The organism is Brumimicrobium salinarum, assembly GCF_002844555.1.
Classification (GTDB): domain Bacteria; phylum Bacteroidota; class Bacteroidia; order Flavobacteriales_D; family Crocinitomicaceae; genus Brumimicrobium; species Brumimicrobium salinarum.
Window position 1 is genome coordinate 30,426 of record NZ_PJNI01000002.1, and the last position, 19,111, is coordinate 49,536.

Consider the following 19,111-nt stretch of genomic DNA (forward strand, 5'->3'; position numbering starts at 1 on the left):
ATTATATTTACGAATTAATAAAACGCATAAAACATAGCGCCAAATGTCTTCTACGATGAGAAAAATCAATTTAAAATCCTTACTTAAGCACAATTGGATACATTTATTAGCCTTCGCTTTATTTATTATTACAACGCTAATTTATTTTCAACCTCAGTTTTCAGGCTATGGTTTAAAACAACACGATATTGAACAGTTCAAAGGAGCTTCCAATGAAATAGCCCATTATAGAGAAGTAGCTGATGAAGAACCGTTATGGACAAACTCTATGTTTGGAGGAATGCCATCGTATCAAATTTCAACAAAATATGATGGGAATATTTTGTCCCATGCATACAAAGCGTTTCATCTATGGATGAGTTCCCCCGCAGGTATGTTTTTCGCTTATTTATTAGGTTTCTATTTGATGCTTTTGTTTATGAAAGTGAATCCTAAAGTTGCTATTTTAGGTGCTTTTGCCTTTGCTTTTTCTTCTTATTATATAATTGTTTTACAAGCTGGACATAATACCAAAGCAGCGGCTATTGGATTTGCTCCTCCGCTCATTGGAGCTTTTTATATGGCTTATCGTCATAATTTGAAATGGGGGATTTTATTAACCGCTTTATTTATGACCTTGGAGGTTATGTCAAATCACGTTCAGGTGACCTACTATATTGGAATGATACTTCTATTCTTGGGAATTGCTGAATTTATTTATCAATTAAAAAACAGACGTTTACTCCATTTTGCTAAGGTAACAGGTGGTTTGCTCATTGCTTATGTGTTTGCGCTAGGAATGAATTATGGAAACCTTTCTTTGACCAATGACTACGCTAAACATACAATTAGAGGAGGAAATGATATTACAATTGGCGTAGATGGAAGCGCTAATAACAAAAACACCACTTCTGGACTTGATAAAGACTACATTACACAGTGGAGTTATGGAATCAAAGAGTCAATGACGCTAATTTCACCAAATATAAAGGGTGGAGGCAGTGCAGCATTGTCTAATAGTCAGTTTTCTGATTTATTGCGTGAGCCTGAAATGCGTTCAAAAGCAACATTGGTTGCACAAAACAATATTTATTGGGGAAATCAGCCGTTTACTTCAGGTCCTGTTTATATCGGAATTATTGTGTTTTTTCTTGCCGTTTTAGGAATGATTTACCTTAAAGGTCCTTTTAAATGGGGACTTTTAGCGGCAACTCTTTTAGCATTAATGCTTTCATGGGGTAAAAACTTTATGGGGCTTACAGATTTTTTTATTGATTACATTCCTTTCTACAACAAATTTAGAGCAGTTACCATCATTTTAGTTGTTGTGGAATTAACTATTCCACTATTAGCAGTTTTATTTTTAAATGAATTATTTAAAAGAAAGGAGGAGATTAAAGACCGTATTCAGCCTTTTTATATTGCTTCGGGAATTATGGCTGGACTTTTAGTTATACTTACATTTACAGGACTCGGAGATGGTTATCTCTCAAATGAAGAAGCAAACCTAGTTTATGGATACGAAGATCAAGTTCGGGCGCAATTGGCTAACGAAGACCCTCAGGTATTATTAGAAAATGGTATTGATATTAATAATCCCAATCAGGTGCAACAAGTTGTCGATCAACAAATGAAAAGGGTAGATAGTCAGTTTTCAGCTTTAATTGAAGTGCGGAAATCAATTTATCAGAGTAGTATGCTTCGATCACTCTTGTTTTTGGTAATAGGATTTGTTCTGATTTGGTTATACCTTAAAAAGCCAATTAGGAAAGAGTATATTTTATTTGGTCTTTTGGCCTTTATACTCATAGACTTAGTTCCTATTAGTTTAAATTATCTCAATAATAAAAAATCGAACGGCAGGGCGTATGATTATTGGGTGAAAAGTACAGAAAAAGACTTCCCTGTATCACCAACCAAGGCAGATAAACAAATCTTGGAACAAGAGATTGCACAAGATCCAACTTTAAAAAAGAAAATTGAAGCGGTTAAAGTTGATAAAAATGGACCGCGAGGGCGTGTAAATAATGATGAATTATGGTTGAAGAAGTTTCAAACTTTAGGTTTAAATACGAATTATCGTGTTTATGAGCCTGCTCTTGGATTCAATAGTTCTCGTGCTTCCTATTTTCATAAGGCTATTAATGGTTATCATGGTGCGAAACTAAGAAGAATTCAAAATGTTAAGGATTTCCATATTAATTATAACAATATGGATGTCTTAAATATGTTGAATGTAAAATATTTCATTCAAAAGAATCAGGTGAATAGAAATCCTATGGCACTTGGGAATGCTTGGTTTGTTAAAGAGGTAAATGTGCAGCCAACGGCCAATCAAGAAATACTGGCTTTAGGCAATAGGTTTTTGATTGAAAGTACGCAGGCAGCACAATTAATTGTAAACAATAAATTAAAAGCATCTGATACCATTTCGGGTAGAGAAAAGCTGAAGTTGTTTACTGGAGATACCATTACATTAGATATAAGTCCTGTTGTTAATTCAGGAACTAATTCTAGTTATGTGGTGGATGTTAATGGACAGACTAATTGGATTCCGACAGCTGAATTGAAAAAAGATAGTTTAAATAGTTTTGAAACATTGGTTAATATCCAAAAGATACATGATTTTGATCCTCAAAATGAGGTGATTATCAATGAAGAAGATGCCACTCGTTTGCCTTCCCTTACTTTTAGCGGAAATGGACAAATTGAAATGACATCTTACGCACCTAATGCTCTAACCTACAAAGTGGACATTGATGAGCCACAATTCGCAGTCTTTTCAGAAATATATTATCCAGATGGATGGAACGCTTATGTTAATGGTGAAAAAGTTGATATAATGCGGGTAAATTATTTATTGCGTGGAATGTTACTTGAAGCAGGAAGTTATGATTTAGAAATGAAATTTGAAGTTCAAAAATATAAAACTGCCAATATGATTTCTTTTACAGGTTCACTTTTGCTAATCCTTTTGATATTAGGATTTGCGATTAAGGACTTCATTTTAAACAAATCAAATGAATAGACCAATCGGGATATTAAGTTTGTTGAGTGTAATTGTATTGCTAATACTTGCCTTGTTGATGATCTTTGGTGTTATAAATTTCATTAGCAACTTCAAGTTTGTTTCTATTTTAGCAGTAGGCTTTATCACATTTTTCTCTTTAGCTTGGTTAGTCAAAAGAAACGAATTGTCCAAGCCAATATTTGTCTTGCTATTATTAATTATCCTAGCTCCTTTGTTCCTTCCAATTATAGGGTTGTTTAATCCTGATTGGCTAATCGAACATTGGAACTTCCTCAGTGGAGGTATAATTTTCCAGCTTGGAACCGGAGTCTTTGCGTTAATGGGTGGTTTTATTAAGAAAGGTATGCCGAAAGCTCAACACTTATTAGGTATTATAAACTACTTACTATTCATTTTCTTATCAGTAATACTCATTTTTGAGGTTCAGACACTTCTAAAACCTATGCTTTTTTATGTATGTGGAGGTTTTATTTCAGTATTAAGTATTTTGCTTATTTTCATTAAAAGACCCACAATTAGTCTTTAAAGTAAGTTCCAAAACCAGCAATTCTTTGTTTCCAATAGGAAGATTGATAAATATCTACAATTGAAATACCTATACTGGTACTGGCATGAATCATTTGAATACTATTATTGTTTAATGAATATACGATTCCAACATGTGATATTCCTGAACCATTATCAAAAAAAACCAAGTCTCCAGGTTGAACATTTTTACGTTTAACTTTTGTGGCAAATTTATATTGATCAGCTGCCCTTCGGTTTAATTGCTGATTCATTTCTTGTTCTGCCAAATAGCAAGTAAAACCACTACAATCAAATCCTTTAGGTGTATTTCCAGCCCATTTATATGGAATTCCTAATAGTTTTTCAGAGGATTGAATTAAATTCATGCGTTGTGCAGAAACATCAAGTACATTTTCTACAATTGGTTTGTTTACAGGTTCAAGCAAATCCTCCTTCATGTCAATAACTTCGGGTACATTTTCTAAAACAGATTGGGTTAAACGTTCTATTTGTTTAAAAGTTTTATCATCACCTTTTAGCTTAAGTTCATACATCCATTGCTTTAAATCACTTTTTAAAATACTCAGTTCATATTGATGTACTTTTAAGACTTCTTTTCCTTCTAAACTTTTGTTGAGTTCTTCAAATGTTTCAATGGCTTCTCCAACCGCATATTGATGCCTTTTTCTCCACCGATCACTTTGAGCCAATTGTAGCTGAGAAAGTGCCAAGTAATAACTTGGAACAAAAGAAAAATCGTAAGCCGGATTGTCTAATAGTCGGTTTGCTTTTCTGTAAACACTTTTAAATTGTTTTTGATCATAACGCATTTCAAGTTGATCGAATTCCATTACTTGAGCAGTTAATGAACAATGAATCGAAAACAGAAATAACACAAATATTGCTTTGTACATGAATTTTTGGACTTTTTACAAATTTAAACTAAAACCCCATGGAAAACTGTGCCACTATGGAAGAATAGATTAACAATTGTTTGTTTAAAAGACTTAGCTCAAATTATTAACTTCATCTCGATAAACTCGATACATTGCGTTGAGCTCGCAAGCTCGGTTCATGAGAATATTCTAAATTTTAGAGGCGTAGCTTCTTTTAAAGATAATGATATTCTATAACAATAAATTTCAATTGAAATGTGTTATCAAATGAAGCCAAGTAATAAAACATTGCTCCCCAAAACTTAGAATAGTTTTATACCCTACAAGGTCAGAATAAATGTCTAAAATCGATTTATTTTTCATTTAAAGAATGAAAAGGGTTGAATAATACAGGTTAGATTGAAAACAAATCTTTATATTCTGCGTTTATATTCATCCGAACTTTTATTTTTGGACATAGATTTGCAGTAGACCATAAAAAACAAAACAATGAAAAGATTATTATTTCTATTTTTAACTGTTCTCGTTACCACACATACAATTAGTCAAGTAGATGATCCTGACATGATGCGAATGTATGAAGTGTATACATATATTGATCGAATGTATGTTGACAAGGTGCCTAACCAAAAGATTTCAGAGGCTGCTATCGTTTCAATGTTGGAGGAATTAGATCCACATTCAACATACATACCAGCAGATGAAGTAAAACAAGCCAACGAACGCATAAATGGTAGTTTTGTGGGTGTAGGAATACGATTTAATATCTTGAAAGACACATTATTGGTAGTTAACCCAATTCCTGGTGGACCTTCCGAAAAATTGGGAGTTATGGCAGGGGATCAAATCATTAGTGTAGATGGAGAAACTATAGCTGGCGTTGGATTAAAGAATTCTGGAGTAAGAGAACGATTGCTCGGAGAGAAAGGAACAAAGGTTAAAATCACTATTCTAAGAAATAAAAAACAAACCATTAAATACACTGTCACACGAGATAATATTCCAGTTCATTCAGTGGTGAGTGCTTACATGGTTGATGATAAAGTTGGTTATATCAAGCTGACGAACTTTTCAAGAACAACGAAAGATGAAGTGAAAGCGGCAATTAAAAAATTGAAAAAAGCAGGAATGAAAGATTTAATTTTTGATTTGCAAGGTAACGGAGGTGGACTGCTTTACGCCGCCAAATATGTTGCTGATGAATTTTTAGCTGATGAAAAGTTAATCGTTTATTCTGAAGGTAGGAAACAACCAAAAAGTGTTTTAAAAGCAGATACTAAAGGAGATTTTGAAAAAGGAAGATTAATTATGTTGATTGATGAAAGTTCAGCTTCAGCGAGCGAGATTTTATCTGGAGCCATTCAAGATTGGGATAGAGGCCTAGTGATTGGACGTCGTTCATTCGGAAAAGGATTGGTGCAAAGACCAATTGAACTATCTGATGGATCGCAATTAAGATTAACGATTGCTAGATATTACACTCCGAGTGGAAGGTTTATTCAAAAACCTTATGAAGATTTGAATGCATATAGAAATGACTATATGGAACGTTTTGAACATGGAGAGATGATGCATAAAGACAGTATTAATTTACCCGATTCATTAATCCACAAGACCCTGATTAAAGAAAGAGACGTATACGGAGGTGGTGGAATAATGCCTGATATATTCGTGCCATTAGATACGCTTGAATATTCCAACTTTTATAAGTCATTGAGTCGATCAGGAGTGATCAATACGTTTTCTTTAGCTTATGCTAACGAGAATAGAAAAAAAATCAAACGGCAATACAATACAATCGAAAGTTTTAAAAATGAGTTTGAGGTAGACGAAAAATTCATGAATGAGTTCTTTGATTACGCAGTGAAGGAAGACAGCTCTTTAGCAATGGTTGAAGAAGATTATGCGATTAGTGAAAACCTTTTAAAAATAAGGTTAAAGGCAATGGTTGCACAAAATATTTGGGATTATCAGGCGTTTTATCAAATTTTCAATGTGAAAAATGAAATTTTCATGGAAGCGTATAAAACTTTACAGACTGGTCGTTACGAAAAAGTAGGATTAAATTAATTTAAGAAAATACATTTTATATATTTGTGTTTGTAACTTTAAAGAATAGATAATTATGAAAAAGATACTTTGGGTATTTTCAATTGCTTTTATGACGTTTTCTTGTACCAATGATAATGGAGTAGATGCAAACATTGAAGTGAAAGAGGGAGAGAAGAGATCAAAACTTTCTGCTGGATCGCAGTCTGCTGAAGAATTAAAAAAAGCAGCTGAAGAAAGAAAGAAAAAACAAGAAGAGGCAGAGAAGGAGCGATTAGCTAATCAAACAACAATGGAAATTACTCCAAATGTTTATGATTTTGGAGCTATTCCAAAAGAAACTCCTGTATCAACTGTTTTTACTGTAAAAAACACAGGTGATAAACCACTTATCATAAATGATGCTAAAGCTTCATGTGGATGTACAGTGCCTCGTAAACCAGAAGAGCCTATTATGCCAGGAGAAGAAGGAGAATTGGAGGTAACTTTTGAATCTAATGCAGCTCAAGCGGGAAAACCTATGAATAAAACAGTTACTGTAACTGCAAACATTCCAGGATCAACAAAAATGGTAACTATCAAAGGTATGGTTGACAATTAATAGTCGATAGATAATGTGAAAAGGAGCAATATTGCTCCTTTTTTTATACCCAAAACTTTGGTTTTAGAATTAAGCTAAGTCTAAAAACGAGTTTAATTGTTGTTGAAAATAAGAAATGTGCTGAACCGAGCTTGCGAGTTCAACGCAATGTATCGAGTTTATCGAGATGAAGTTAATAATCCGGGTTAAATGTAGAGTCGTTTTAAAACAGCTAAATTGGAATTATTTGAGCTTAGTTCCTATTCGATGCCTGATTAGTAAAATAGAATTTACTACCACTAATCATAGCGGAATCAATATATTCAATTTTGGAAAATCCTCATGTGTATATTAAAATAAAATGCCTATGCGATACTTTACCAATAAATATATCAAAGCCGTCAATCATCTGAACAAACGGTTAACTGACAAGGTAGAATTCAGGTATTACTTTTGAATTTCACCTTTCCAGTCGAGTATACCACCCACTAAATTGTATGTTTCCTTAAACCCCATTCGGTTCATAGCAATACACGCTTGTTCGCTTCTGGCACCGCTTCTACAATATATAAAATACGGCATATCTTTGTCTAATTTTTCAATGTCTTTTACGAAATTTCCAGGATCCATAATGTTGATCAATTTCGAGTGAGGAATAATTCCTTCTTCCCATTCTTCTGGTCTTCTAACATCGATAATGATTGCATTATTTTTAGCTTTTAAGAGAGCTTTCCATTCTTCCTGAGATAAGTTTTCCATAATTTACTTTAAATTTGGTAGACTATTTATCACATCCTTCCTCATCTTTTTGGGAGCAGCATGACATCTTAGCCTCAATATTTTTTGTTTCTTTTTTTGTTTCTTTCTGAGCAGAAACGACCATCTCCATTTTAGGACTAACGTAAGGAATTCCAAGGTTCATTCCTCGTAAAATCATAAAAACTCCTACTAATGAAATTAGGCTAGCCAATACCATTTTACGATTAAAAACTTGCATTTTCGCAAAATAATCTTTCATAGCTCCAAGAAAAAGAAAACCAGGTAATGTTCCTAAACCGAAGAAAAACATATACAACATTGCATTTTCTATTCCACCAACATTTAAAGCGCTGATAAGTGCAACATAGACCATTCCACAGGGTAAAAACGCATTGATAAAACCTATACCGATTAATTTTGGTGTACCAGCTGGTTTACTCTTCAAAAACCTTGACATTGCTTTCATCACCCATTTGTTAAACCATGATGTTCTTGCTTTTCCTTTGTAGTATGCACCCCATGCAAATATTATGATAAGAACTCCAGAAGCGATACTTAGCCATTGAAGTACACCTAACATAGATGCACTCAGACCAATCAAACCAACAATAACTCCCATTGTAGTATAACCAAAACTTCTTCCTAAAGAGTACGCAGTAATACCACCAGCAATTGTTGTTTTAGATTTACGATTAAGAGGTAAAGCCATGGCAATAGGTCCGCACATCCCAATACAATGTAAATTGGTGACCAAACCTAAGCTAAAGGCAATAAAAACAATATTTATTATTGAATCCATACGGTTTCTCTCAATTGAAAATTCTTATCGTTCACTTTCCAGTCAACAGTTAGGTAATATTTTCCTGCTGTAAGTTTTTCTTTGTTGATAAATACACTTTTCCCATCAGAAGCAATATTTACATCGCTATCTTTAGCATTTGCACGATAAAGTTTGATATGTGCTTTTTTAACTTCATCAATTGTGTTGATCTGTAAAAAAAGCCCTTCTTCAGTGTTTTCAATTTCCAAATTACTTTCGTTGTTAATGGCATTCTGTTGCGCTGTTACTTCACGCTCGTACACCACTTCATTTTTATAATAATCTGGACTAACTAATTCCGTGGGGGTTTTAATTAATATAACTCCCATGTAAACGATAAACGACATAAATGCAACAAGTGCAATTGTAATTCCGTGACCCCAATTCATCTCTCTAAAATTTAATTATAATAATGGTCCAATAAAACTTGTTTTGACCTTGAGCAATTCTTCATCGTCTCCCATTACGCGAATTTTTAACTTTTTCTGTCCTCTTTTCAGCTCATTGGCATCCAATTTTATTATAAAATTGTTCTTTGTACTTTCCTCAGGGCCTAAATGTAAGGGAGATTTTGTAACGTTGATTTCACCCTTAATATCATCTTCGAGTTTTAATGAAATCTCAAAAGAATCCTTGGATTTATTGATTAATTCCAATTCGTATATGTTACTTATCATCCCATTATCTAATGTTTGATAAGAAGATCCTCTTTTCTTCAATACAACAGCTTGAAAATCTGTTCGTGTTCCGATCAATGTTCCCCATATTACTAAAAGTAAAACTAGAAGGGCAGAGTAGGACTTCATTCTTTTGGTAAATTTGAATTTTTTACCGCCTTCAATATTACTTTCAGAGGCGTATCGGATGAGTCCTTTAGGTAAGTTTACCGCTTCCATGATATCATCACAAGCATCAATACATGCTGTACAATTGACACACTCTAATTGAGTTCCATTTCTGATGTCAATTCCGGTAGGACAAACATGAACACATTGTTTACAATCGATACAATCTCCTTTATTTTCTTCCGCTCGAACTTCATTTTTTTAAAACGACCTCTTGGTTCACCACGTTTGTGGTCATAAGCAACAATAATAGAGTCTTTATCAAGTAAAACACCTTGTAAACGGCCATAAGGACAAATGGTGGTACACACTTGTTCTCTTAAAAATGCAAATACACCGTAAAAAACGAGTGAAAAAACAATCATTGCGATAAATCCGCCTAAGTGCGCAGTTAATGGATCGGTTTGAATTTTCCACAATTCATCTGCTCCAATAATGTAGGCTAAAAATGTATTTCCAATTAGGAATGAAATCAGCAGAAATATGGAATGCTTGGCTGTTTTCTTAAAGATTTTTTCTCGATTCCATGGCTGTTTATTAAGCTTCTTTTGATGCGTCCAATCTCCTTCTATCCAATATTCAATTTTACGAAACACAAATTCCATAAATATTGTTTGGGGACAAATCCAACCACAAAAAATACGTCCAAAAACTACAGTAAATAAAATTATGAAGACAATGAGCAAAATCATTGTGAAGGCAAATATGTAGAGATCTTGTGGCCAAAATACTTGTCCAAATAATACAAATTTACGTTCGAGAATACCTATTAAAACTAAGGGTTGACCACCAATGTTAATATGTGGAGCAGCAAATAGAAGGACCAGTAAAAAAATACTTAAAACGAGTCTCCATTTATGAAAGAAACCTTTTGGTTTTTTAGGATATACCCAGATCCTTTTACCGTCTTCATCAACAGTTGAGATGGAGTCTCTAAATTCGTCTTCGTATAAATCATCTACATTTGCCATAACATTAAATTGTTTATTTGTAGAGTGTTTAAAATTTGAGAAATACACCAATTCTTTTTGTGATTAACGTAAAGAATTGGTGTATTTAATATAATAAGTGGTATTTATTCCACTAGTTCACCTTCAGGTGCTTTACCACCATCAGCTTCTGTAACTTCATCAAAGTGTAAAACATAAGATGAAACTTGTTGTATTTGAACAGGATTGAATTTAGATTCGTGAGCAGGCATTCCTTTAGGTGCTCCTTTTTTGATCACCTTAAAAATGTCTTTTACATCGCCACCATACACCCAATAATCATCTGTTAGGTTCGGTCCAATTTCACCACCACCATTTTCGGTGTGACAAACAGCACAATTATTTTGATAGAGCGCTTTTCCTTCCATAAGGTCAGCTTGATCTTCCATCAACGTCGCATTTGTCTCATCAATATTCATTGCATTTGCTTTACGGTATTCAGCAATTTGTATTTCTGCTTGAGCAATTGACTTATTATATTCTGCTTCTTGCAAATCTCCAGTTCCAAGTATATGATAATGGAAAACATAAACAATACCGAAAATTATTGAGATGATAAATCCAGCTACCCACCATGGAGGCATAGGGTTATCTAACTCTCTAATACCATCATAGTCGTGTCCTAAATCAACTTTATATTCGTCTTCAATTGCTACACCACCTTGTAATGCTTGTGCTAATGAACTTCTCGAACTTTCTTTGGTACCGTCTGCATTAACTGCTACCTCCTTGGGCTTTATCAGTCTCAAAGTTTTGTAGAACATTCTAATCATGTGAAGTAAAAATGCTAAGAGAAGAAGTGTTATAATAACTAAAGCATTCAAATCTGCGGAGGTTACATAAACCCATAGCTCTAAGTCAGCAGCTTTAGCATTGGGTGCAGAAAAAGACAAGGCATTAGCGATTTGACTACTTCCAATAAATCCTAACACCATTAAAATAGTTAATGTTTTATTGTCCTTCTTTGATCGGTTATGAATTTCTGCAATTTTCTCTCTGTATAATTCAGAAGCCATCAGGGCAGAAGTACTTCGCGAAACAACATATATTCCCAATAGTAAAACAAGGATGATAAAGAGAAACACCTTAAACATCGTTAAATTTGATTCATAATTATCAACATAAGTTACATTTTCAGCATCGCTAGTAGCACTTGTACTTGATACTTCATCAGTTGGTAATGTTGAAGCAGGTGCAGGCGGTTCCCATGCGTCGGCATAATCGATTACCGCTTTTGCTTCTTCGAGACTGATGTTTTGTGGTGGCATAAAAGCTGCACTAAAATCTTCAGCTTCTTTAGCACGTTCACTTTTTCCAGACGCTACTAATTTTGCTGGATTTAGAACCCATTCATAAAGGTTGTCTTCTTCACCTTCCCATTTGGCTTTAACTCCAATTAAGTTTGGACCTGTAGCATCCTTGCCTAATATATGGCAAACGCTACATTTTGATTCGTATAATGCTTTGCCGTCCTGACTGTTTGCAATGAAAGCGAAACCGAGGGATAAAACACCTAGAAGGATTGATTTTTTTAAGTTCATTACTTTTTTCATAATTAATCTTTAGTCTCGTTAGTATCTTGTGAATCCTGGTCTTCCATTAAAGGTATATGACTATATGATTCTGTTTCGGATTTTGTCATTTTAAATATTCTCCAAAGAACTGCTGCGAAGAACAGAACAAAAATGAGGAGAGAGATGATGGGGAATATTTCTATTCCCGCAATCTCTGACATATTATGTTTAATGTATCTAAGCATATTTTAATTATTTCATTGATGTTTCGATTTCTTCATCACCAGCTTCAGCAGGAACAGCTTTAATATCTGTACCCAATCGTTGTAGGTAAGCAATGATTGCGACGATTTCTTTGTTTGCAATTTCATCGACACTTACGTTACTTTCTTCCTTACTTAAATCATTAACAATGTTGCTAGCAATTTCTTTTGCTTGTTCTTTAAGGTCTGCAAGAGCTTCCTTCTCATAACCTTCTGGATAGGGTACACCCAAACTTTGCATTACAGTAATCTTTTTCTCCAAATATTCTGTATTTAAGTCATCCTCTGCAAGCCATGGATATGCAGGCATAATTGAACCTGGTGACCATTGTTTTGGGATGATCAAGTGACCATAATGCCAAGAATCACTTCGCAGTCCACCTTCTCGAGCTAAATCAGGACCTGTTCTTTTAGATCCCCATAAGAATGGATGGTCGTATACAAATTCTCCAGCTTTGGAGTATTCTCCATATCTTTCTGTCTCAAAACGCAACGGACGTACCATTTGAGAGTGACATTGAACACAACCTTCTCGAATATAAATATCTCTACCTTCTAATTCAAGAGGTGTGTAAGGTTTAACTTGAGCTATTGGTTTTATGTTTGATTTTACTGCCATAGTTGGTATAATTTCCACGGCTCCACCAATTGCAATCACAATTATACTAAACACAAGTAATCTAACAGGTTTACGCTCGATAACTCGGTGCCAGTATTCATCTTTTTCGTCATGCTTTTTATTAATTGAAGAGGTTACTTCAACCACCTCATTGTTAGCAAATGTTCCTTTTTAGCAGTTTTAATTAAGTTGTATCCCATTAATAATACACCTATGATGTAGATTAAACCACCGAATGAACGCATGATGTAAAATGGTTTCAATGCTGTTACCGTAGTTAAGAAATCAGGATTTGCAAGCGTACCATCTGGATTGAATTCTTGCCACATTAATCCTTGACTAAATCCAGCCCAATACATAGGTATTGCCCATAATACTATTCCAAATGTTGCAATCCAAAAGTGAGCGTTAGCTAACGATTTTGAGTAGAGTTCTGTTTTGAAAAGTCTAGGGAATAAATAGTAAAGCATTCCAAATGCAAGCATTCCATTCCAACCTAATCCACCAACGTGAACGTGTGCAATTGTCCAATCAGTAAAGTGGGTTAATGAATTAATATTTTTCAAAGAGAGTAGGGGACCTTCAAAAGTGGCCATCCCGTATGCTGTCAATGCTACTACGAAGAATTTTAGTACAGCACTGTCTCTTACCTTATCCCAAACACCACGAAGTGTTAATAATCCGTTTAACATACCACCCCAAGATGGTGCAATCAACATAATTGAGAATACAACACCAAGAGATTGTGCCCAATCTGGCAAACTAGAGTATAATAAATGGTGAGGTCCAGCCCAAATGTATATAAATATTAAAGCCCAGAAGTGGATTATTGATAATTTGTATGAGTAAATAGGCCGATTTGCTGCTTTAGGCACAAAGTAATACATCAGTCCTAAGAATGGTGTTGTTAAGAAGAAGGCAACTGCGTTGTGTCCGTACCACCATTGTACTAATGCATCTTGAACTCCTGAATACCAAGAATAACTTTTCATAAAGTGTACAGGTACTTCAAAAGAATTAAAAATGTGTAGTACAGCAACGGTAACAAAGGTTGCTAAGTAAAACCATATTGCAGTATAAATGTGTTTTACACGTCTAACCAAAATAGTAGCGAACATATTCCAACCAAATATTACCCACATTACTGCTATAGCAATGTCAATTGGCCATTCCAATTCCGCGTATTCTTTTGTAGAAGTGAATCCCATTGGTAGTGTAATAACTGCCGAAACAATTATTAATTGCCAACCCCAGAAGTTAATATAACTCAACTTGTCACTCCACATACGTGTTTTAAGTAAACGTTGCATGGAATAATAAACTCCTGTAAATATTGCATTTCCAACAAATGCGAATATCACTGCGTTGGTATGTAGTGGACGAATACGACCAAATGAGATAAGTTTATATCCAAGGTAGTCGTTAAAAAAATCAGGGAATGCCAATTGAAGTGCTGCCACTAAACCGACCAACATTCCAATAACTCCCCAAAAAATTGTTGCATACGCGAAGTATTTTACAATTTTATTGTCATACTTTACTTCTATTACTTCCATTTTTATTTATTTGGTTGTTTTTATTTGTTTCTTCTTTAACTTCTTTTACCTCTTTTACCTCTTTTACCTCTTCATCGTCATACAAAATGCGCATGCCTGGTGTAACGTCATCGTCGTATTGCCCTGTTTTATTTGCCCAAATAAATGAAGCCAAAAACACCAAGGCTATGAGTAAACTTACGATCAACATTAAATAGATGATTTCCATGGTGCAAATATAAATAGGTTTATGAATATTTAACAAAAATCGTAGACGTAAAAAATATGATTTATATCAGTTATAATTTAGACTAATTCTAAATAGTAGCGCAGCCTACATGGTTTTTTATGAATCAGATTTTAGTAGTATTTTTTTTTAGATTAGCACATAAAAAAAGGTGAGATTTAAACCTCACCTTTTTTTTAAAATATTTGTTTGTTTATCCGTTGATTCCAACGATTTCTACATCAAATGTTAATTCTTGTCCCGCTAATGGATGGTTACCATCTACAACAATAGCATCATCTTTCACTTCTTTTACAACCAATTGAATTTCATTTCCATCTGGTGTTTTTGAAACTAAGCCCATTCCAACTTCTGGTTTAATTTCCTCAGGTAAACGATCTTTTGGTACCTCTTGGATTAATTCCTGACGTGGCTCTCCATACGCTTCAGCAGATGGGATAACAATCGTTTTCTTTTCATTCACCTTCATGTCAATTACTCCGTTTTCGAAACCTGGAATCAATTGTCCTTTACCTACTTCGAATTCCATTGGCTCACGCTCTAATGAACTGTCGAAAACTTCGCCGTTTGCTAATTTACCAGTGTAATGTACTTTTACTTTGTCATTTTGTTTAACTTGACTCATACTATCTGTCTTTGTGTATTAATATCTAATCAAAGCATTTTTGCTTCAATTTCTTGCAAAGGTATAGCTTATGTGGTGAAGTCCAAAAATATAGCCTTGTTTTTTTGTGAGTTACAAAAAATTAACTGAAATTATTTTCATTTTGTTCCTTAAATTTAACAAGCCTATAGATTGTATCTCAAGCATAACTTTTTTCGATTAAAATGAACAATAAGGAATTCAATGTAAATTGAAAAACTTACAACTTAGCCTTGATCTTTAGAGCTTCTATATGATTTTTAGTCAATTGAAGTTCTTTTGAAATTTGCTTTTTTTGCGCTATAAAATAATTGGGTAATTCTCTGAAATTATCTCTATAATATTTAATACTGTTTAATAAATTTAGAGCATACTTTTTAACTTGTTTTTCCTCTTTTGGTGAACGATTGTGTTCTAACTCTTGAATTTTGTTTTTGAAGTCCTTCAGGTATAGTCGAAGTTCCTTGATATACATATTTGGACGATCGGTACGTTCAATTACATTATCTCGATGATAAATGTGATCACAAATGTTAGTTAGCTTCATTGTTTTTGAAAAATAGGCTAAGTTTGGACCTGGACAAATTGAAACTCCTCTTCCTTCTCTGCTTGTATCTAAATTATGTTTTAATAAAGTGGATGTCCCTAATCCCACACAAATACATGACTTGTCTGTGATTTTCTTAACTCGTTTTTGATAAATTTCAGTAGATAGCTTTTCTGCTTGAAGTGCCTGTATTTTAAGGTGTTGATATTGTCGGGAAGCAGTGCATATATTATGATTCGTAAACTCTTTATTTTGTGCTAAATACTTTTTAGGACATGAACTTCCGGGTCTTTTGTTGTTAATATTCGTCTTTTTCTCCAAATCTTTTGAATTTCCTCTAAGATTATTTAGTGGTACTCCAAGTGGAGAAATGTTACTTAAATAGAGGTCACTTTCCCTTGCTGTTATAAGCTTTTTGATCGTTTTTTGATCAACAGTTGTGGCTTGTGGCACTAGTAGAAAAGGCGTTCCCCAGCCAACGCTATCAATTTTGTAGTGTTGAATAAGAAATTCTTGTTCTTCTGCTGTACCAACACCTCCTTGAGCAGACAATCGGATTGTTGGTTTTGTAATCGGTACATTTTTATTCTTCAATTGAAGTCCTTTTATAAACAAAGGATATAACTCATTAAAGATATCTTCTTTTTTGTCTCTAAACTCTGCCAAAATAGGACCAAGTAACATTCCGTTCGTTGAAAATGCGTGTCCACCGCAGTTGAGTCCAGATTCTATTCTAAATTCTGAAACCCATAAACCTTTTTTGGCGAAGAACTTACCTTGAATGAGTGCTGATCTATAATCGCTAACTTTAATAATGATTTTTTTGTTAAAATTACACGCTTTGTCTGGAAAAAAATCTTCAAAATCTTCGAAATAACTAAAGAGCTTTGGATTCATACCAGCAGATAAAATCAAAGATGAATTGAGTTTGCTTTTTGCGAAACCTCTGAGGGCTGCGTGTGCATCATTATGAGTAGTTGGCAGGACTTCTTTTTTATGATTGTAATTTTCCTTGTCTAATTTGGTCATTATATTAACGTCAATGCTTCCTAGGTGCATTTGATGTATTGCAGCTGATTCTGGTTTGTCGATTTGCGAACCATGAAGCAAACGGAAGTATTTTTTAATCCCTTGGCTTGATTTTTTTAAATGATTAAATTTTTCCTCACTTATATCTTGGAGTAAATTAAGAAAGCTAGTAATTCTTTTTGCTCTATAATCATTGATTTTATTTGATATCTCTATATAGTTGCGTTGGAATTTGTTACAATATACTTTCCGCAATTTTTCCATTAATTCATCATCTACCAAAGAGACAACAGAGTCAATGCCAAATTGAGCAACTTTTATTGGGGTGTCCAATGTATAACCAATCCCCATTACAGGGATATGGAATTGATGTAATTTCGTCATTTTTTGTCATTATAATTAAGGTCGAAAATTAAGGATATCGGTTAAGAGATTATATGATTTACATCAGCCATAAAGAATAATAAATAACGAAGACATTTAACTTGTGATTCCCCGCGATTATACCAATAACATTTTTATAGATTTCTCCATCCCAAAATCTTTGATTTTTGGGATGATCGAAATGACAGTCGTATGGGGTCAAATTAGTAAAAAAGAAGAAAAGCTCTGCTTTTCTTCTTTTTTCCATTTGTCCTAGCCTGAAACCTGTCTTTTCGACAGAATCCCAATTTGTTGGGATGACGAGAAATCTTTATATATATCTTTTGAATTTCATTTTTTACAATAAAGGTCTTACAGATTGAGGATTTTAACTTAAAAGTTGACTATTTTAACTTAACTGTTTTCATTTTAAATCATGAAAGAAATCGCGATTAAATTTAGGATTTTGTTTATTAAAATAAAAGTGGAGCTTCTCGTAAAAGACACTTCACTTAAATATTATATAAATAGAAAGACTTATTTTTTAAAGCCTCCAAAAATTAAACTCAATATAATTAAAGCTAAAGCGATGAAAAATACAATTTTCGCAGCGTATGCTGCTCCAGCTGCAATTCCACCAAATCCGAAAATAGCTGCAACAACAGCGATAATAATTAAAGCAATCGATAATCTTAACATAATAGTAAATTTTAAAGTTTAAGTAATAGTTGTAAAACTTGTTTAGTAGCATTACAACGTTAATTGATTTTAAAATAGTAATTATCAATTAATTAAAATTAAAACTGCTCAATCTTTAAGATTTTTTAGGTGTTTTAATCAATAGATGTTAATTTTATTGAAGTTGTATTTTCTTCTCTCTTGTGCCATCACTGTATATGTAAATTAGCAACATATTGGGTTGTGGTTGAACTTCTCGTCCTGTGATATCCATTATTTTTATTACAGTTTTTGTTGATGAAATTGTTTCATTTTGTATAAAAGTTGTTGAATCCTCAGGAGTTTCAGGATCTGTGGTTATCGTCGAGTCTCCCCAAATCAAATCAGCATAACCAGGTTCATCAATAAATGGATTTCTGTTGTTTTGGAATTGATAATAAATAACATCATTTCTGGTTTTCTCCCAATTATCTACAGGATCTTCATGATGCCATTCCATCAAGTCTGATAGAAGTGCGTGTACAGGATCAGATGTGCTATTATTAGTTGGTAAATAATCAACCACTTCAAGATCTGGCTCGTTATTACCGGTTCCTTCGTATCGAGTAGCCATATAGAAAATCATTCTCGCCACATCGCCTTTTACTTCTGCTCTGGGTTGCCATAAATGTAAAATGTCATCGTAGTAATTCCCGGTAGGTCCGCTGTGGTTATGAGGTGTAGTGGCATTACCAAACCATTTGTTTCCTCGGTCAGAATTGACTTGTATATTACAGGGTCTTAGGTGATGAACGTCTGTACCTGGCCCTTTAGAGGTTCCAAAATTTCCATGGGATTTTGCCCATACATGTTCACGATTCCATCCGCTACCGCCATTGTATTCTTGTGCTGCATTTACTGAAGCTCCAGTATACAATAGAATTACATTGTTGAAGTTGTTTGGATCCTTGTCTGTTTGCTTTAATATGTCCCAAACATCTGTTCCACCAGCAGAGTAGGAGAACTCTGTGTGATCTTTAATTATTTCATGAAGTGCTGTTTTAAGAGCTTCTCCTTCAAGCCCTTCTGCGTTATTATAATATCCAGCTGGGACCTGACTAAAGCTTAGATTGATAAAAAAAAGAGAAAGTGTTATTGTAAATAATGTGGATGAAAAAAAATGCATATATTATTTGTACTTTTGTAATATTGTTAATATTCTATTAAGATGTTAGCTAG

The 19,111-nt window shown here is 33.8% G+C and carries 16 protein-coding genes and 2 pseudogenes; 4 read left to right on the top strand and 14 right to left on the bottom strand.

Going from position 1 to position 19,111, the window contains the following annotated elements; genetic code table 11:
• Window positions 1–55 precede the first annotated feature (55 nt).
• Both CW751_RS03170 and CW751_RS03175 read left to right on the top strand, forming a co-directional pair.
• Window positions 56–3,007: a glycosyltransferase family protein gene (locus tag CW751_RS03170; RefSeq protein ID WP_133122108.1), complete on the top strand. Its 2,952-nt coding sequence runs from the start codon at window positions 56–58 to the stop codon at window positions 3,005–3,007.
• A complete protein-coding gene (locus CW751_RS03175) occupies window positions 3,000–3,536 on the top strand; it encodes a hypothetical protein (RefSeq protein WP_101333556.1) in 537 nt (178 codons plus the stop codon). Before CW751_RS03170 ends, CW751_RS03175 begins: the two co-directional genes overlap by 8 nt.
• Here CW751_RS03175 and CW751_RS03180 read toward each other — a convergent pair.
• On the bottom strand, window positions 3,526–4,431 hold the full coding sequence (locus CW751_RS03180) for a C40 family peptidase (protein WP_101333557.1): 906 nt from the start codon (window positions 4,429–4,431) through the stop codon (window positions 3,526–3,528). The genes CW751_RS03175 and CW751_RS03180 overlap by 11 nt on opposite strands.
• Before the next feature lie 471 nt (window positions 4,432–4,902).
• On the opposite strand from CW751_RS03180, the gene CW751_RS03185 reads away from it, so the two are divergent.
• Window positions 4,903–6,483, top strand: coding sequence for a S41 family peptidase (locus tag CW751_RS03185; protein ID WP_101333558.1), 1,581 nt, complete (start codon window positions 4,903–4,905; stop codon window positions 6,481–6,483).
• Window positions 6,484–6,538: 55 nt separating this feature from the next.
• On the top strand, window positions 6,539–7,063 hold the full coding sequence (locus CW751_RS03190) for a DUF1573 domain-containing protein (protein ID WP_101333559.1): 525 nt from the start codon (window positions 6,539–6,541) through the stop codon (window positions 7,061–7,063).
• A 426-nt stretch (window positions 7,064–7,489) separates the two neighbouring features.
• Here the strand turns inward: CW751_RS03190 and CW751_RS03195 are convergent, their stop codons facing one another.
• From CW751_RS03195 to CW751_RS03250, 13 genes and pseudogenes are all read right to left on the bottom strand, one after another.
• A complete protein-coding gene (locus tag CW751_RS03195) occupies window positions 7,490–7,801 on the bottom strand; it encodes a rhodanese-like domain-containing protein (RefSeq protein WP_101333560.1) in 312 nt (103 codons plus the stop codon).
• A gap of 22 nt (window positions 7,802–7,823) precedes the next feature.
• Window positions 7,824–8,600: a sulfite exporter TauE/SafE family protein gene (locus CW751_RS03200; RefSeq protein WP_101333561.1), complete on the bottom strand. Its 777-nt coding sequence runs from the start codon at window positions 8,598–8,600 to the stop codon at window positions 7,824–7,826.
• The gene (locus tag CW751_RS03205) at window positions 8,588–9,010 is read right to left on the bottom strand and encodes a FixH family protein (protein ID WP_101333562.1); all 423 of its coding nucleotides are present in this window, start codon (window positions 9,008–9,010) and stop codon (window positions 8,588–8,590) included. The genes CW751_RS03200 and CW751_RS03205 overlap by 13 nt, the downstream gene beginning before the upstream one ends.
• Window positions 9,011–9,025: 15 nt before the next feature.
• On the bottom strand, window positions 9,026–9,517 hold the full coding sequence (locus CW751_RS15880; protein ID WP_317045784.1) for a FixG Ig-like domain-containing protein: 492 nt from the start codon (window positions 9,515–9,517) through the stop codon (window positions 9,026–9,028).
• Between the two features lie 12 nt (window positions 9,518–9,529).
• Window positions 9,530–10,437 (bottom strand): annotated as a pseudogene (gene ccoG / locus CW751_RS15885) (cytochrome c oxidase accessory protein CcoG); the annotation flags it as partial.
• A 104-nt stretch (window positions 10,438–10,541) separates the two neighbouring features.
• Window positions 10,542–12,008, bottom strand: a complete 1,467-nt coding sequence (locus tag CW751_RS03215) for a c-type cytochrome (RefSeq protein WP_101333563.1) — start codon at window positions 12,006–12,008, stop codon at window positions 10,542–10,544.
• 2 nt (window positions 12,009–12,010) lie between these two features.
• A complete protein-coding gene (locus CW751_RS03220; protein ID WP_101333564.1) occupies window positions 12,011–12,214 on the bottom strand; it encodes a cbb3-type cytochrome c oxidase subunit 3 in 204 nt (67 codons plus the stop codon).
• Between the two features lie 7 nt (window positions 12,215–12,221).
• Window positions 12,222–14,407 (bottom strand): annotated as a pseudogene (ccoN, locus tag CW751_RS03225) (cytochrome-c oxidase, cbb3-type subunit I).
• Complete coding sequence (gene ccoS, locus CW751_RS03230; protein WP_101333565.1) at window positions 14,382–14,615, bottom strand: cbb3-type cytochrome oxidase assembly protein CcoS; 234 nt, start codon at window positions 14,613–14,615, stop codon at window positions 14,382–14,384. The pseudogene ccoN and the gene ccoS overlap by 26 nt, the downstream one beginning before the upstream one ends.
• 211 nt (window positions 14,616–14,826) lie before the next feature.
• Window positions 14,827–15,258 (bottom strand): FKBP-type peptidyl-prolyl cis-trans isomerase, encoded by a 432-nt coding sequence (locus CW751_RS03235; RefSeq protein WP_101333566.1) that lies wholly within the window; start codon window positions 15,256–15,258, stop codon window positions 14,827–14,829.
• A gap of 238 nt (window positions 15,259–15,496) precedes the next feature.
• Window positions 15,497–17,236, bottom strand: a complete 1,740-nt coding sequence (locus tag CW751_RS03240; RefSeq protein ID WP_101333567.1) for a hypothetical protein — start codon at window positions 17,234–17,236, stop codon at window positions 15,497–15,499.
• 516 nt (window positions 17,237–17,752) lie between these two features.
• Window positions 17,753–17,914 carry a DUF1328 family protein gene (locus CW751_RS03245; protein WP_101333568.1) on the bottom strand — a complete coding sequence of 54 codons (162 nt, stop codon included), beginning with the start codon at window positions 17,912–17,914 and terminating at the stop codon, window positions 17,753–17,755.
• A gap of 154 nt (window positions 17,915–18,068) precedes the next feature.
• Entirely contained in the window at window positions 18,069–19,058 is a 990-nt protein-coding gene (locus CW751_RS03250; RefSeq protein ID WP_101333569.1) for an endonuclease I family protein, read from the bottom strand.
• Window positions 19,059–19,111: the final 53 nt, after the last annotated feature.